Below are 13,454 nucleotides of genomic sequence, written 5' to 3'. Positions count from 1 at the left end.
CCGCCCGGCCGGGAGCCGGTCGGCGGCCGGCCGGTCCGGAACAGCCGGTCCGACCGGCCGGGCGCGGCCATCGGGGAACGGGCCGGGGTAGCCCCAAGCGGCCGTGGCAGCGGGGCGGCGGGGCGGGTGGCCGCGCCCTACTCCACCCGCAGCGCCGCCCGCAGCTCGGCGCTGCCGGCGGGATCGGCCAGGGCGGCGAGGCGTGAGGCGGCAAGCACGGCGTAGCGGTGCAGCAAGGCACGGCGCCGGGCCGGGGCGAGCGGGTGCGCCGGGGCCTCGCGCAGCAGCGCCGCCTCCGGGCCGTCGGCGACGATCAGCCCGGCATCCTCGGGCAGCAGGTGCTGCGGGAAGTCGAGGTCGACGGCGAAGTAGAGCCGGTCGGCGTAGTCGCGGTATTCCGGCCACTTGCCGTCCGAGAGGAAGTCGCGGGCGCAGGACTTCACCTCGATCGCGGCGAAGCCGCCATCCGGCAGCAGCGCCAGGATGTCGGCGCGGCGGCCGTTGGGCAGCGGCACCTCGGCGACCGGCGCCCAGCGGCGCAGGGCGCAGAAGCGCATGGCGGCCCGGCAGACGGCGGCGGTGCGCTCGGGGATGCTGGGGAGGCCGGGGGAGCTGCCTGGGGAGCTGCCTGGGGAAAGGATGGGGGCGGTGGCGGGAATCACGCCGACAGCATCCGCGCCCGGCGGAAGCGGCGTCAAGCCGCACCGGCGGGAGCGGCGCCGCATCGGCCAAAGACCTCGTCGATGGCAGCCGCCGCGCAAGTTACCGGCCGTCCGTCGTCGGCCGGGAACCTTGCCCCCCTCTCGCGCGTCCCGAACGGCCATGGTCGCCACGAGATTCGCAGTCGCGGTCCACATCCTTCTGCTGGTCGCCACCGAGACGCCCGGGCAGGCGACGAGCGTGCGGATGGCGGGCAGCGTCAACACCAACCCGGTGGTGGTGCGCCGCATCGCCGCCCAGCTCGCCCGCGCCGGGCTGATCCGCGTGCGCCGGGGTCCGGGCGGCGCCGAGCTGGCGCGGTCGGCCGAGGCCATCACCCTGCGCGACGTGTGGAAGGCCGTTCATCCCTCGCCGCAGCCACTCGTCCCGATCCACCCGCACCCGAACCGGGCGAGCGCGGTCGGGCGGGCCATCCCCGGCCTGCTGCGGGCGCGCTTCGCCGATGCCGAGGACGCCTTCCAGGAGGCGCTCGGCCACATCACCCTGGCGGCACTGGCCGACGGCCTGGAGCGGGAGATGGCGCACGGCCCCGGCCTGTCGATGGCGCTGGAGCAGCACGGCCCGCGCACTGCCTGAGCGTCGCGGACGGCGAACGGGCGAGGCGCCCGACCGCCGGGGCCGGGTGCGCCCGCGATTCCCCACGGATGGCGGCGACGGGCAGCAGGCCGGAACCCCGCATCGGCTCATCCGACCGCCGGCCTCCGCCGCAGCCCCGACCGGGGTCCCGCATCGGGACCCGGCTCATTCCAGGGTCAGCCGTGCCTCGCGTACAACCCGGCCGGTCTTCTCGACCTCGTCGGCCAGGAAGCGGCCGAACTCGGCGGGCGTGCCGCCTGCCACCTCGGCCCCGATCTCGATCAGCCGGGCGCGCTCGGCGGCATCGGACAGGATCTCCATCATGGCGCCGTTCAACCTCGCCGCGATCTCGGCAGGCATCTGGGCCGGACCGATGCAGGCGAACCACTCCTCGGACGCGAAGCCGGGCAGCCCGCTCTCGGCGAGCGTCGGCACCTCCGGGAGGTAGGGGACACGGGCGGGCGAGGTCACCGCCAGCGCCCGGATCGCGCCCTGGCGTATGAAAGGCAGCGCCGAGCTGGCATTCGCGAACGCGGCCGGCAGGGAGCCCGCCACGAGGTCCGCCACCGCGGGGCCGCCGCCGCGATACGGGACGTGGACCAGGCTGGTTCCCGTCGCCAGCTTGAACATCTCGCCGGCGATGTGCATCGCTGAGCCGATCCCGGCCGAGCCGAAGGACAGCCCACCGGGCCGGCTCTTCGCCAGCGCGACGAATTCGGCCACCGAGTGCGCCGGCAGCGACGGATGCACCACCAGCATGTTGGCCGCGCGGGAGTGCAGCAGGATCGGCGAGAAGCTGTCGATCGGGTGGTAGGCGGTCCGTTGCAGCAGCGCCATCGAGATCAGCGTGCTGGTCACCATGCCGAAGGTGTAGCCGTTCGGCGCGGCGCGGGCGATCTCGGTGGCGCCGATGACGCCGGAAGCGCCGCCGCGGTTGTCGATCACCACCGGCTGGCCGAGGGCCGCGCTGAGCTGCGGCTGCATCTGGCGCGCGAGGATGTCGGTGGTGCCGCCGGGCGGCCAGGCGACGACCAGCCGGACCGGCTTCGCCGGCCAGGTTTCCGCCCGCGCCACCAAGGGCGCGGCGAGCAGGCCGGCGATGAAGCCCCTTCTGCGCATCGTGACGTTCCTCCTGGACGATGATGGACCCTTGGCACCGGCATGTCCCCGGCATGTCCCGGGCATGTCCCGGGCACATCCCGGCCGCCTGGGCCGTTCCCTTCTTCCGGCGCCGCATGTCCTGCCCGAGCCGGCCCCGGCCCGCCACCCGGCCGGCGCGCTTCCGTCCCTGGGGAGCGCCGGCCGGCGCGAGCGGCGGTCGCGGCGGTTCCGGGCGGCGCCGATGCCGATCCGGCGGGCCAGCGAATCAGTGATCGATATCACACCAGAACACAAGCTAATATCCTGGCATCAAACGGCAAAAAATATTCTCCCTTGCATCAACCCACGGTAAATGTTATCGATCACAGAAACGCATTAGGGAGGACTGCGATGAAGGCGTTGACGAAGGAGCAGGTGGCGGCCTGGCGCCGCGACGGTTTCCTGTTCCCCTTCCCCTGCCTCACGGAAGGCGAGCGGCAGGATTGCCTGGCCGGACTGGCGCGGTTCGAGGCGTGGCTCGGCGCGCCGGTGAACGCCTCCAAGGATCTCAGCTACCGCACCATGCCGCACCTCCTCCTGCCCTGGGTCATGCGCCTGGCAACCGATGCGCGCATCCTCGACAAGGTGGAGGACCTGCTCGGCCCGGACCTCATGATCTGGACCAGCACCTTCTTCATCAAGGAGCCGAACTCGCCGACGATTTCGGCGTGGCACCAGGATTCCACCTATTACGGGCTGGAGCCGGTCGAGGAGATCACCGTCTGGGTCGCGCTGACCGAGGCCAGCCACGCGGCCGGCTGCATGGATGCCGTCTCCTACCGCGGCGAGCCGCGACAGATGCAGCACATCGCCAACGCCGTGGAGAACAGCGTCAACCGGGCGGGGCAGGTCATCTCGGAGCCGTTCGACGACAGCGACCCCGTCACCATGCAGCTCCGGGCCGGGGAGTTCTCGATGCACCACGGCCTCTGCCCGCACCGTTCCGGCCCGAACAGCGCCGGCCATCGCCGGATCGGCCTCGGCCTCAACTTCATCCCCGCTTCCGCCCGTCCCACGGGCGCGCATCGGACCGCCGCCATCCTCGTGCGCGGTGAGGACCGCTTCGGCAATTTCATGCCGGTCTCCCCACCCAGGGCCGAATTCGACGCGGACGCCCTCGCGAACCACCGGCGGGCCGTGGCAGCCTATGGCGCGACCTACCGTGAGCAGGAGGAGCTGCACCTGCGCCGTTACGGCTGAGCGCGCGGACCGGGGTGCCGCGCACGCGCAGCACGACCCGTCTCCGCCCGGCGCTCTGGAGCGTTCCGGCCTGACCGTATCAGGCCGGAACGGCTCCAGCCTTTTGGTTTTTCGCATTTTCCGAGTCGCCGGGTGAGTACACCCAGCTCGAAAATGCTTCAGCCGGCCCGCCAACCCGGCACGCGATGCCGCCTCGCCCGGTCGGGCCGGGTGCGGGACGGCATCCGGGAGGAGCCGTCGGGCGCCGGGCGGACAGCCCCACGGCAAGACCCCTCCACATGGCGAGCCCCCCCACGTGGCATCTACGGTCGTCGGAGCGGCCGGTCTGCGCGATCCATCATGGGTGGCCACCGGCCGCCACGGTCGATGTGCGCGGGCAGAATCGGGCGCGGGAGCGGCATTCCGTCACCCGGCCATCAGCCGTCAATCTTTTTCTCTTAACAATTAAGCCCTTTCCAGCAGACCTTATTGTTCCTAAGTCGGCTGGATGCGCGATCCCATCCTCGAAGAGCTTCTCGCCCGCCGCGGCGTCGCCACGCGGATCGCCACGGAGCTGGGCATCAGCACGGCCGCCGTATCGCAGTGGCGGCGCGTGCCCGACGACCGCGTCGAGGTTGTCGCGCGCATCGTCAACGTGCCGGCAGAGCGCCTGCGCCCCGACCTGTTCGTCCCCGACCAGTCCGCCTCCTCCGGAGTCGTCCCCCGCATGGCCCGAATCCCCCTGCGCCGCCGACGGCGGACCAAGATCGTCGCGACGCTCGGCCCCGCCTCCGCCTCGGCCGAGGTGATCGCCAAGCTGTTCCATGCCGGCGCCGACGTGTTCCGCCTGAATTTCAGCCACGGCAGCCACGAGGACCATGCCGCCCGCATCGCCACCATCCGCGAGCTGGAGCGGCGCACCGGCCGGCCGATCGGCATCCTGGCCGACGTGCAGGGGCCGAAGCTGCGGGTCGGCCGCTTCGCCGCCGGGCGAGTCTCGCTGCAGACCGGGCAGACCTTCCGCCTCGACCTCAACCCGACGCCGGGCGACGCGCGGCGCGTGCAGCTCCCCCACCCCGAGATCCTCGCCGCCGCCGGCATCGGCACCACCCTGCTGCTCGACGACGGCAAGCTGCGCCTGCGCGTGACCCACCGGCGCGACGACCACCTGGAGACCGAGGTGGTGGTGGGCGGCCCGCTCTCGGACCGCAAGGGCGTCAACGTGCCCGACGTGGTGCTGCCGATCCCGGCGCTGACCGCGAAGGACCGCGACGACCTCGCCTTCGTGCTGGAGAAGGGCATCGAGTACATCGGCCTCTCCTTCGTGCAGCGGCCCGAGGACGTGGCCGAGGCGCGCGAGATCGCGGCCGGGCGCGCGCTCATCATGGTCAAGATGGAGAAGCCGCAGGCGGTCGAGAACCTCGACGCGATCATGGCGCTGACCGACTGCGTGATGGTGGCGCGCGGCGACCTCGGCGTGGAGCTGCCGCCCGAGGAGGTGCCGCTGATCCAGAAGCGGATCGTCCGCGCCGCCCGCGCCGCCGGCAAGCCGGTGGTGGTGGCGACCCAGATGCTGGAGAGCATGATCACCGCCCCGAGCCCGACCCGCGCCGAGGCCTCGGACGTGGCGACGGCGGTGTTCGACGGCGCCGACGCGGTGATGCTCTCGGCCGAGACCGCCGCCGGCCAGTACCCCTACGAGGCGGTGAACATGATGGACCGCATCGTGGCCCGGGTGGAGCAGGATGGCGGCTGGCGCCAGCTCACCGACAATTCCCGCCCCCCGCCGGAGCCGACCAGCGCCGGCGCCATCGCCGCCGCCGCCCGGCAGGTGGCCAGCACCATCCACGCCAAGGCGATCTGCACCTTCACCTCCACCGGCTCCACCACGCTGCGCGTGGCGCGCGAGCGGCCGGACTGCCCGATCATCGGCCTGACCGCCAGCGCCGAGACGGCGCGGCGCATGGCGGTGGTCTGGGGCGTGCACCCGCTGGTGGCGAGCGAGCCGCACTCGATGAGCGACATGGTCACCAAGGCGCAGCGCGTGGCGCTGACGGAAGGCTTCGCCAATTCGGGCGACGAGGTGGTAGTGACCGCCGGGGTGCCGTTCGGCACCCCCGGCACCACCAACGCGCTGCGCGTCGCGGCGCTGAAGTGAGCCGGCCAACCCTCCTCCCGGGCCTTCGCCCCCGGCCCGGCGTCGGGCCGCGCCCGACTGGAAGCACGATGATCCGCCGATCCGCCGCCCTCTTCCGGGCCTTCCGCGGGGCCTTCCGCGGGGCCTGCCGTGGCGCCGCCGTTCCGGCCGCGGCGCTGGGCGCCTTCCTGGGCGTGCTCGCCGGCCTGCCCGGCCAGGCCGAGGCGCAGCGGGCCGGCCGCTACGAGGTCACCGGGACCAACCCGGACGGCAGCGCCTATGGCGGCGTGCTGGTGATGCAGCCCACCGGCACCGGCGCCTGGCGCGTGGTCTGGCAGGTCGGCGGCGAGCCGATCGAGGGGATCGGCCTGTCCAACGGCAGCAGCTTCGCCGCCGCCTACCAGGTGGAGGGCAGGGCCGGGCTGGTGCTGTACCAGGTGCAGGGGAACGGTATCCTGACCGGGCAGTGGAGCATCTCCGGCCTGGGCGCCATCGGCACCGAGACGCTCACGCCGCGCTGACCCCTGCCCGCCATCCCCGCCGCGGCAGGGCGGGACCGGCCGGAACGCGAAGCAGGAAGCCAGGGAGATCCGCATGTCCGAGCGTGCCAGGCCGCCGGCCGCCACGGGAGCCATGGGCAGGGGGACGGAGGGCAGCCGGGCGCGGGGCCGCCCGGCGGGTGGACGGGTGGCCGCCTGCCGGATCGCGCTGGCGCTGCTCGCCCTGCTGGCCGGGGCCTCCGCCGTTCCCGCGCAGGCGCAGCAGCGCGGCTACCAGGGCGCCGCCGGGTGGCTCTGGTTCGCGTCCAACGCCGATCTCGGAACCTGTCTGCAGACCGTGGCCGGCCTGCTGCGCCAGGGCGGCTACGTCGTCGACGAGATCGGGCCCAACGAGAACGCGGTGGTCGCCGGCAAGGCGGGCGACTTCTTCATCGTGACCTGCATCCCGCAGCGGCAGGCCATCAGCATCGCCTGGAACGGCCGGCAGGTGGAGGACCACCGCGCGATGGTCAGCCGCATCAGCGGCGCGCTGCGGGCCGGCGGGGCGCCGGGCGGCGCGCCGCAGCCCTACGCGCCGCCCCAGGGGCAGCTTCAGGGGCAGCCCCAGGGGCAACCCCAGGGACCATCGCAGGGCATGCCGCTGCCGACCAAGCCGGGCCGCTGAGCGCCGCCCCGTCCCGCCCTCCCCGGTGCCGCGCCGCCTCCGGGGCGGCGTCCCGCGGCAGGCGGGAGGTCCGCCCCGGCGCCCGAGGCCGGCACCCCGTCGCCGCTGCCGGCGCGAACCGCGCCGGTGACGGCGCGAACCGTCGCCGGTGACGGCGCGAACCATGGCGATGCTGGGGCGTAGACATCCCCGAAGGCTACCGGCGCCATGCCGGGCCGCCATGGCGGGGAGAGGACGATGCCCGGACCGCGCCTGCCACGCTGGCTCGGCTGGGTCGGCGTACCGCTGCTGGCACTCCTGGTGCTGGCGCTGCTGTTCCGCTGGGACTGGCTGATCCCGATCGTCGAATCGCGGGCCTCGGCCCAGCTCGGCCGGCCCGTGCACATCCAGCACCTGCACGTCAGCCCCGGGCGCGTCACCGAGGTCTCCGCCGACGGGGTGCGGGTGGACAATCCCGAGGGCTTCCCCGCCGAGCCGCCCTTCGCGCAGGCGGAGCGGCTGACGGTGCGCCTCGACGTCATGGCGTTCTGGCGCGACCGCAGCATCGTCATCCCGCGCATCGAGGTCGAGAAGCCGCGCCTCGAGGTGCTGGCGGACGCGCAGGGCCGGAACAACTACACCTTCCCCTTCGCCTCCGCCCCGGCCGAGCCGGCACCCGCCGGCCAGCAGCCGGCACCGGGGCCGCAGATCGGCGACCTCGTCATCAACGACGGGCGGGCGCACGTGGCGCTGGCCGGCATGCGCTCCGATTTCAACGTGACGATGAACACGCGGCAGGAGCCGGGCCGCGAGGCGCAGATCGTCGCCGAGGCGCGCGGCACCTACGCGGCGCAGCCGATCACCGGCCGTCTGGTCGGCGGGGCGCTGCTCTCGCTGCGCGACGCGGAAAGGCCCTGGCCGGTGCAGATGCAGCTCGCCAACGGGCCGACCCGGGTCTCGCTGGAGGGCACGCTGGAGGACCCGCTCGCCTTCCGCGGCGCCAGGCTGCGGCTGGAGCTGAGCGGGCCCGACATGGGGCTGCTGCTGCCGCTGACCGGCGTGCCGATCCCGAAGACGCCGCCCTACCGCATCGCCGGCCGGCTCGACTACGCCGAGGGACGGGTGCGCTTCACCGACTTCGAGGGGCGGCTCGGCAGCAGCGACCTCGCCGGCACCATCACGGTGAGCACGGCGGGCGAGCGGCCGGACGTGACGGCGGATCTGCGCTCCAACCGCGTCGACCTCGCCGATCTCGGCGGCTTCATCGGCAGCGAGCCGGGACGCGTCACGACGCCGGGCCAGACGGCGCAGCAGCGCCAGCAGGTGGCGCGCGCCGAGGCGAGCCCGCGCCTGCTGCCGGACACGCCGATCAACCTGCCGAAATTCCGCGCCGCCGACGTCCACCTGCGGTACCGCGCGGCCAGCATACGCGGCGAGAACGTGCCGTTCGACAACATCGCGGCGAACCTCGACCTGGTGGACGGGGCGATCCGGGTGCACCCGGTCAGCTTCTCGGTCGGCCAGGGGGCGATGACCGGCACCTTCAGCCTGGAGCCGGGCGCGAACGACGTGTTCCGCACCCAGGGCGAGGTGCAGCTGCGCCGCCTCGACGTCGGCCGGCTGATGCGCGCGACCGGCGTGTTCGGCGGCGCGGGGACGATCAGCGGCACGGCGCGGATCGACACGACCGGCAACTCGCTCGGCCAGATGCTCGGGCGCGGCAATGGCGGCCTCACCATGACCATGGCGGGCGGCGACCTGTCCTCGCTGCTGCTCGACCTGTCGGGCCTGCGCTTCGGCAGCGCCATCCTCTCGGCGCTCGGCATCCCGACGCGCTCGCGGGTCGAGTGCATGGTGGCGGATTTCGCGCTGCAGCGGGGCGTGCTGCAGACGCGCACCCTGCTGCTGGAGACCGAGGACCACCGGCTGACCGGGCGCGGCAGCATCGATCTCGGCCAGGAGCGGATCAACTACGAGCTGCGGACGGACGCCAAGCACTTCACGGTCGGCTCGCTGCCCGGCCCGATCGAGCTGGGCGGCACATTCAAGGACCCGAGCATCATGCCCGGCGCCGAGGCGGCCGTGCGCGGGGGCGCCGCGGCCGGGCTCGGCCTCCTGGCGGCCCCGCTGGCGCTGCTGCCGACCATCCAGTTCGGCGTCGGCGACGACGACGACTGCGCCCGGCAGCTGCGGCGGGCGCAGCAGCCGGCCGGCGCCACCGGCCGGACGCCGGCGCGGCGCGGCAGCCGCCGCTGAGACGCCCCGGATCGGCGGTCCGGGACGGCGGGAGGCGAACGACGGACCGGCTGCGGCGTTGCCACGCGGGAACGGGAGCGACGCGATGCCGGATCGGGACAGGGAAGCGACGGCCTCGGAGGCGGGGTTGCTGCGGCACGGCGCCGCCAGCCTGCCACCGGTCACGATCGACGACTACAACGCCGAGCTGCGCGACGAGGAGGGCTTCATCGGCGACCGCGCCAGCAACCGCGCCTTCCGCACCATCCTGGAGGAGTGGCGGGAGAAGCTGCGCAGGCTGGGCGAGGACCCGCTCGGTGACGAGGATAGCCGCGAGATCAGCAAGAGGAAGCTCGACGCGGTGCTGGCGGAGGGCGCCCCCGAGGCGGCCGGGCTGGTGCACGGCGCGATCGAGGAATTCGCGCAGGAATTCGTCACCGTCGCGCAGCGCCTGCTGAAGCTGAAGTCCTGGCGCGGCACGGAGCGGATCGTGGTGGGCGGCGGCCTGCGCGACAGCCGCGTCGGCGAGCTGGCGATCGGCCGCGCCGCCGTGCTGCTGCGCGCGGGCGGGCACGACATCTCGCTGATGCCGATCCGCCACCATCCGGACGAGGCGGGGCTGATCGGCACGGCGCACCTGGCGCCGAGCTGGCTGTTCGCCGGCCACGGCGCGATCCTCGGCGTGGACATCGGCGGCACCAACATGCGCGCGGGCATCGTCAAGCTGAACCTGAAGAAGTCGCCCGACCTCGCCGCGGCCTGCGTCGAGGAGGCGGTGCTGTGGAAGCACCGCGACGACAGGCCGAGCCGCACGGAGGCGGTGGAGCGGCTGGTGGAGATGCTGCGCGGGCTGATGAAGCACGCGGCGAAGGAGAAGCTGCGGCTGGCGCCCTTCATCGGCATCGGCTGCCCCGGCCTGATCGGGGCGGACGGCGCGATCGAGCGCGGCGGGCAGAACCTGCCGGGCGGCAACTGGGAGAGCAGCCGGTTCAACCTGTGCGAGACGCTGCGCGAGGCGATCCCGGAGATGGACGGGCACGACACGGTGGCGCTGATGCACAACGACGCCGTGGTGCAGGGGCTGAGCGAGGCGCCCTTCATGCGGGACGTGCGGCGCTGGGGCGTGCTGACCATCGGCACGGGGCTCGGCAACGCGCGGTTCACCAACCGGAAGTCGGAGGAGGCGGCGGACTGAGCGCCGCCCGCCCCCGGCCCTTCCGCCCATTCCTGCCGCCCATCCCTGCCGCCGGGAGCGGCGGCGGGGACGCGGCCCCCCGCCCGGGGCTCAGCCCGCCTTCGGCGCCGGCCGGCCCAGCAGCTCCTCGTTGTGCTCGCCGAGCGACGGCGCGCCGCGCTTCGAGAGCGGCCGCTGCCGGTTGAAGGAGAGCGGCACGCCGATGACCTTCAACCCGTTGTCCGGCAGGGTCTCGACGATCTCCACCGCCTTGAACTGCTCGCTCGCCACCAGCTCGGCCACGTCGTTCACGGGCGCCGAGGGCACGCCGACGCGCTCCAGCGCGTCGATCCACTCGGCGCGCGGCCTGGTCAGCAGCACGGGGCGCATCAGCGCGATCAGCGCCGGCCGGTTCTGCACGCGGTGGCGCGGCGTGTCGAAGCGCGGGTCGGCGGCCCATTCGGCGTGGCCCATCACCTCGGCCAGGCGCGCGAAGTGGCGGTTGTTGGCGGCGGCGATCACCATCGGACGGTCGGCCGTCTCGAAGGACTGGTAGGGGGTGATGACGGCCGCCGCCGTGCCGTGGCGCTTCGGCACCACCCCGTCGGCGAGGTAGCCGTTGATCTGGCCTTCCACCCAGAAGGAGGCGATCTCCAGCAGCGAGGTGTCGACGATGCTGCCCTGGCCGGTGCGGTCGCGGTGGCGCAGCGCGGCCAGGGCGCCCACCACGGTGAACAGGCCGGTCGCCTTGTCGTTGATCGAGGCGCCGCAGAAGGTGGGCGGGTCGTCGGGCCGGCCGGTGAGCGACATCATCGCGCCGAAGGCCTGGAGCAGCGGGTCGAAGCCCGGCTTCATGCGCATCGGCCCCTGGTAGCCGAAGGCCCAGATCGAGCAGTAGACGAGGCGCGGGTGGCGCGCGAGCATCGCCTCCGGCCCGATCCCGAGATCCTCCACCACGCCGGGGCGCAGGTTCTGGATCAGGATGTCGGCGTCCTCGCACAGCCTGTGCAGCAGCTCGACGTCGCCGGGGTCCTTGATGTCGAGCGTGACCGAGCGCTTGTCGCGGTTCTGGCCGTGGAAGTAGAGCGAGGTGTCGCCGTGGAAGGGCGGGCCCCAGGCGCGCGCGTCGTCGCCGCCGTCCGGCTTCTCCACCTTGATCACGTCGGCGCCGAGATTGGCCATGATGACGCCGGCGAGCGGCCCGGCCAGCGCCTGGCCCACCTCGACGACGCGCACCCCTGCCAGCGGCCGCGTCGCGGGATCGGCGCCGCCCGTTGCCTGCCCTGCCGACGTCGCGTTCATGCCTCGATCCTCGCTGCCGTTGTCGGAAATGCGTTCGGTTCAGCCGGGCTGGATGCCGGCGTCGCGCACCACGCGCGCCCAGAGCGCGATGTCGCCGCGCAGGCGCTCGCGCAGCGCGTCCGCGTCGCCGCGCATCAGCACCACGCCTTCCGAGGCGACGCGCGCGGCGAGGTCGGGCTGGGCGAGCACCAAGCGCACCGCCTCGTCGAGCCGCGCCAGCACCGGCGCCGGCGTGCCGGGCGGCGCGAACAGCCCCTGCCACAGCACGCCCTCGCAGCCGGGATGCGTCTCGGCGACGGAGGGCACGTCGGGCAGCGAATCGAGGCGCTCGGGCGAGGAGATGGCGACGGCGCGCGCCGAGCCCTCGGCCAGCAGCGGCCGCGCGTCCAGCGGCGTGGCGTAGAACACGCCGATGCGGCCGGCGCGCAGGTCGAGCAGCGCCGGCGCGGCGCCCCGGTAGGGGACGTGGTTCATCCGCGCGCCGGCGCGCTGGAGCAGCAGCGCCGTCAGCAGGTGGTTCACCGAGCCGGAGCCGGAGGAGCCGTAGTCGATCGCGTCCGGGGCGCGGCGCGCCGCCTCGATCAGCCCTGGCAGGGTGCGGGCGGGGATGTCGCGGTGCACGAGGAGCAGGAAGGGCGTGTGGTAGACCTCGCGGACCGGCACGAGCTCGCGCAGCGGATCGCGCGGCGTGGCGCCGGGCGTCAGCGCGAGGTTGATGGCGAGGCTGTTGGTGCCGATCAGCAGGGTCTGCCCGTCCGGCCTGGCGTTGGCGACGGCGGTGTTGGCGAGCGCCGTGGCGGCGCCGGTGCGGTTCTCCACCACGACGGGCTGGCCGAGCTCGCGCGACAGACGCTCGGCGATCAGGCGCACCATCACGTCGGTGAGGCCGCCCGGGGCGTAGCCGATGGTCAGGGTGACGGGGCGCGTGGGCCAGGCGCGGTCGGGCGCGGCGCCGGGGGCGCTCCGGTCGACGCTGCCGGAGTCGAGGCGGGCAGGGTCGGCACGATTGGAGGCGGCGCAGTTGGAGTCGGGGCAGCCGGCAGCGGCTTCCCGGGCCGGCGCCGCCCGGGCGAGCAGCGACACCGGCAGGGTGGCGGACAGGGCGGCGACGAGGTGACGGCGTGGCAGGCGCGGCGACGAGGCGGCCAACGGACGGTTCCCGGTGTGTGGCGCGCGCTGCGACGCCCTTCATTGCCACGCCTTTACAGGCCCTCGATCCGGGGGTGTCAACGCCCGATCCGGTCCCGTGCCGGCGGCCCGTTCCGACGGGCGGCGGGGCCTCGGGGCGTTCCCGCGCGCGGCGGGCCGCGCCCGTGTCGCCCGCAGGGCGCCGCGGAGAATGCGTCCCGCAGGACGCCCCGGAGATCGAACCGCAGGGCGCCCGGGAGATCGTCCGGCCGGGCGCCCGGCCAGAGGTCGCTCGGCAGGGGCGCCGCTCAGTAGGGATAGAAGGGCCGGTACGCGTAGGCGTAGGGGCGGTAGTAGGGCCGCGGCACGTAGACCTGCGGGCGCACGTAGTAGGTGCGCGGGCGGTACACGTAGTAGCGCGGCCCGTAGTAGCGGTAGACGTAGTACTGCACCGGCTGCGCCTCGCCCACCGCGGGGGCGGCGGAGGCCGGCACCGGCATGGCGGCGCCGGCGGACTGCGTGGCGGCCAGGCCGCACAGCGCGGCGGCGGTGAGGCCGGCGACGACGGCGGCACGGCGCAGGCGGGACCGCATGGCGGGGAAATCGGCGAGGGTGGCGGACATGGCTCGGTCTCCTTCGGGGGAACGGGAGGCGGGGCGATGGCCGGCGGCCCGATCCGTCTCCGCCGACGACGCCATTGGGGCCCGGCGGGCGGCCCGC

At 74.0% G+C, this 13,454-nt stretch carries 12 protein-coding genes; 7 read left to right on the top strand and 5 right to left on the bottom strand.

Going from position 1 to position 13,454, the window contains the following annotated elements; genetic code table 11:
• Window positions 1–137 precede the first annotated feature (137 nt).
• The gene (locus M0638_RS06370; protein WP_408903057.1) at window positions 138–593 is read right to left on the bottom strand and encodes an MmcB family DNA repair protein; all 456 of its coding nucleotides are present in this window, start codon (window positions 591–593) and stop codon (window positions 138–140) included.
• Window positions 594–822: 229 nt separating this feature from the next.
• On the opposite strand from M0638_RS06370, the gene M0638_RS06365 reads away from it, so the two are divergent.
• On the top strand, window positions 823–1,296 hold the full coding sequence (locus tag M0638_RS06365; protein ID WP_248666120.1) for an Rrf2 family transcriptional regulator: 474 nt from the start codon (window positions 823–825) through the stop codon (window positions 1,294–1,296).
• A gap of 165 nt (window positions 1,297–1,461) precedes the next feature.
• Here M0638_RS06365 and M0638_RS06360 read toward each other — a convergent pair whose 3' ends face one another.
• Entirely contained in the window at window positions 1,462–2,415 is a 954-nt protein-coding gene (locus M0638_RS06360) for a Bug family tripartite tricarboxylate transporter substrate binding protein (RefSeq protein WP_248666119.1), read from the bottom strand.
• A 372-nt stretch (window positions 2,416–2,787) separates the two neighbouring features.
• Between M0638_RS06360 and M0638_RS06355 the strand changes: the two genes are divergently transcribed.
• The 6 genes from M0638_RS06355 to M0638_RS06330 all read left to right on the top strand — a co-directional run bounded on the left by M0638_RS06355 (window position 2,788) and on the right by M0638_RS06330 (window position 10,325).
• Window positions 2,788–3,636 (top strand): phytanoyl-CoA dioxygenase family protein, encoded by an 849-nt coding sequence (locus tag M0638_RS06355; RefSeq protein WP_248666118.1) that lies wholly within the window; start codon window positions 2,788–2,790, stop codon window positions 3,634–3,636.
• Window positions 3,637–4,342: 706 nt separating this feature from the next.
• Complete coding sequence (gene pyk / locus M0638_RS06350) at window positions 4,343–5,773, top strand: pyruvate kinase (protein WP_248666129.1); 1,431 nt, start codon at window positions 4,343–4,345, stop codon at window positions 5,771–5,773.
• A 68-nt stretch (window positions 5,774–5,841) separates the two neighbouring features.
• On the top strand, window positions 5,842–6,273 hold the full coding sequence (locus M0638_RS06345; protein ID WP_248666117.1) for a hypothetical protein: 432 nt from the start codon (window positions 5,842–5,844) through the stop codon (window positions 6,271–6,273).
• Between the two features lie 73 nt (window positions 6,274–6,346).
• Window positions 6,347–6,916 carry a hypothetical protein gene (locus M0638_RS06340; RefSeq protein ID WP_248666116.1) on the top strand — a complete coding sequence of 190 codons (570 nt, stop codon included), beginning with the start codon at window positions 6,347–6,349 and terminating at the stop codon, window positions 6,914–6,916.
• A gap of 237 nt (window positions 6,917–7,153) precedes the next feature.
• Window positions 7,154–9,151 carry an AsmA family protein gene (locus M0638_RS06335; protein WP_248666115.1) on the top strand — a complete coding sequence of 666 codons (1,998 nt, stop codon included), beginning with the start codon at window positions 7,154–7,156 and terminating at the stop codon, window positions 9,149–9,151.
• An 85-nt stretch (window positions 9,152–9,236) separates the two neighbouring features.
• Window positions 9,237–10,325 (top strand): hypothetical protein, encoded by a 1,089-nt coding sequence (locus tag M0638_RS06330; protein ID WP_248666114.1) that lies wholly within the window; start codon window positions 9,237–9,239, stop codon window positions 10,323–10,325.
• A 90-nt stretch (window positions 10,326–10,415) separates the two neighbouring features.
• Here M0638_RS06330 and M0638_RS06325 read toward each other — a convergent pair whose 3' ends face one another.
• The 3 genes from M0638_RS06325 to M0638_RS06315 all read right to left on the bottom strand — a co-directional run bounded on the left by M0638_RS06325 (window position 10,416) and on the right by M0638_RS06315 (window position 13,357).
• Window positions 10,416–11,606: a CaiB/BaiF CoA transferase family protein gene (locus tag M0638_RS06325; protein ID WP_248666113.1), complete on the bottom strand. Its 1,191-nt coding sequence runs from the start codon at window positions 11,604–11,606 to the stop codon at window positions 10,416–10,418.
• A gap of 39 nt (window positions 11,607–11,645) precedes the next feature.
• Complete coding sequence (locus tag M0638_RS06320; RefSeq protein ID WP_248666112.1) at window positions 11,646–12,755, bottom strand: Bug family tripartite tricarboxylate transporter substrate binding protein; 1,110 nt, start codon at window positions 12,753–12,755, stop codon at window positions 11,646–11,648.
• Window positions 12,756–13,042: 287 nt separating this feature from the next.
• Entirely contained in the window at window positions 13,043–13,357 is a 315-nt protein-coding gene (locus M0638_RS06315; RefSeq protein WP_248666111.1) for a hypothetical protein, read from the bottom strand.
• Between the last annotated feature and the right edge of the window lie 97 nt (window positions 13,358–13,454).

Source organism: Roseomonas acroporae (assembly GCF_023223525.1).
GTDB lineage: Bacteria > Pseudomonadota > Alphaproteobacteria > Acetobacterales > Acetobacteraceae > Roseomonas_E > Roseomonas_E acroporae.
This window is presented reverse-complemented; position numbering and strand designations above follow the sequence as displayed.

What these genes read in the sequence shown, in the direction of transcription:
- M0638_RS06365 (WP_248666120.1), top strand. Translation starts at nt 823, where the DNA reads ATGGTCGCCACGAGATTCGCAGTCGCGGTCCACATCCTTCTGCTGGTC.
- M0638_RS06360 (WP_248666119.1), bottom strand. Translation starts at nt 2,415, where the DNA reads ATGCGCAGAAGGGGCTTCATCGCCGGCCTGCTCGCCGCGCCCTTGGTG.
- M0638_RS06355 (WP_248666118.1), top strand. Translation starts at nt 2,788, where the DNA reads ATGAAGGCGTTGACGAAGGAGCAGGTGGCGGCCTGGCGCCGCGACGGT.
- pyk (WP_248666129.1), top strand. Translation starts at nt 4,343, where the DNA reads ATGGCCCGAATCCCCCTGCGCCGCCGACGGCGGACCAAGATCGTCGCG.
- M0638_RS06345 (WP_248666117.1), top strand. Translation starts at nt 5,842, where the DNA reads ATGATCCGCCGATCCGCCGCCCTCTTCCGGGCCTTCCGCGGGGCCTTC.
- M0638_RS06340 (WP_248666116.1), top strand. Translation starts at nt 6,347, where the DNA reads ATGTCCGAGCGTGCCAGGCCGCCGGCCGCCACGGGAGCCATGGGCAGG.
- M0638_RS06335 (WP_248666115.1), top strand. Translation starts at nt 7,154, where the DNA reads ATGCCCGGACCGCGCCTGCCACGCTGGCTCGGCTGGGTCGGCGTACCG.
- M0638_RS06330 (WP_248666114.1), top strand. Translation starts at nt 9,237, where the DNA reads ATGCCGGATCGGGACAGGGAAGCGACGGCCTCGGAGGCGGGGTTGCTG.
- M0638_RS06325 (WP_248666113.1), bottom strand. Translation starts at nt 11,606, where the DNA reads ATGAACGCGACGTCGGCAGGGCAGGCAACGGGCGGCGCCGATCCCGCG.
- M0638_RS06315 (WP_248666111.1), bottom strand. Translation starts at nt 13,357, where the DNA reads ATGTCCGCCACCCTCGCCGATTTCCCCGCCATGCGGTCCCGCCTGCGC.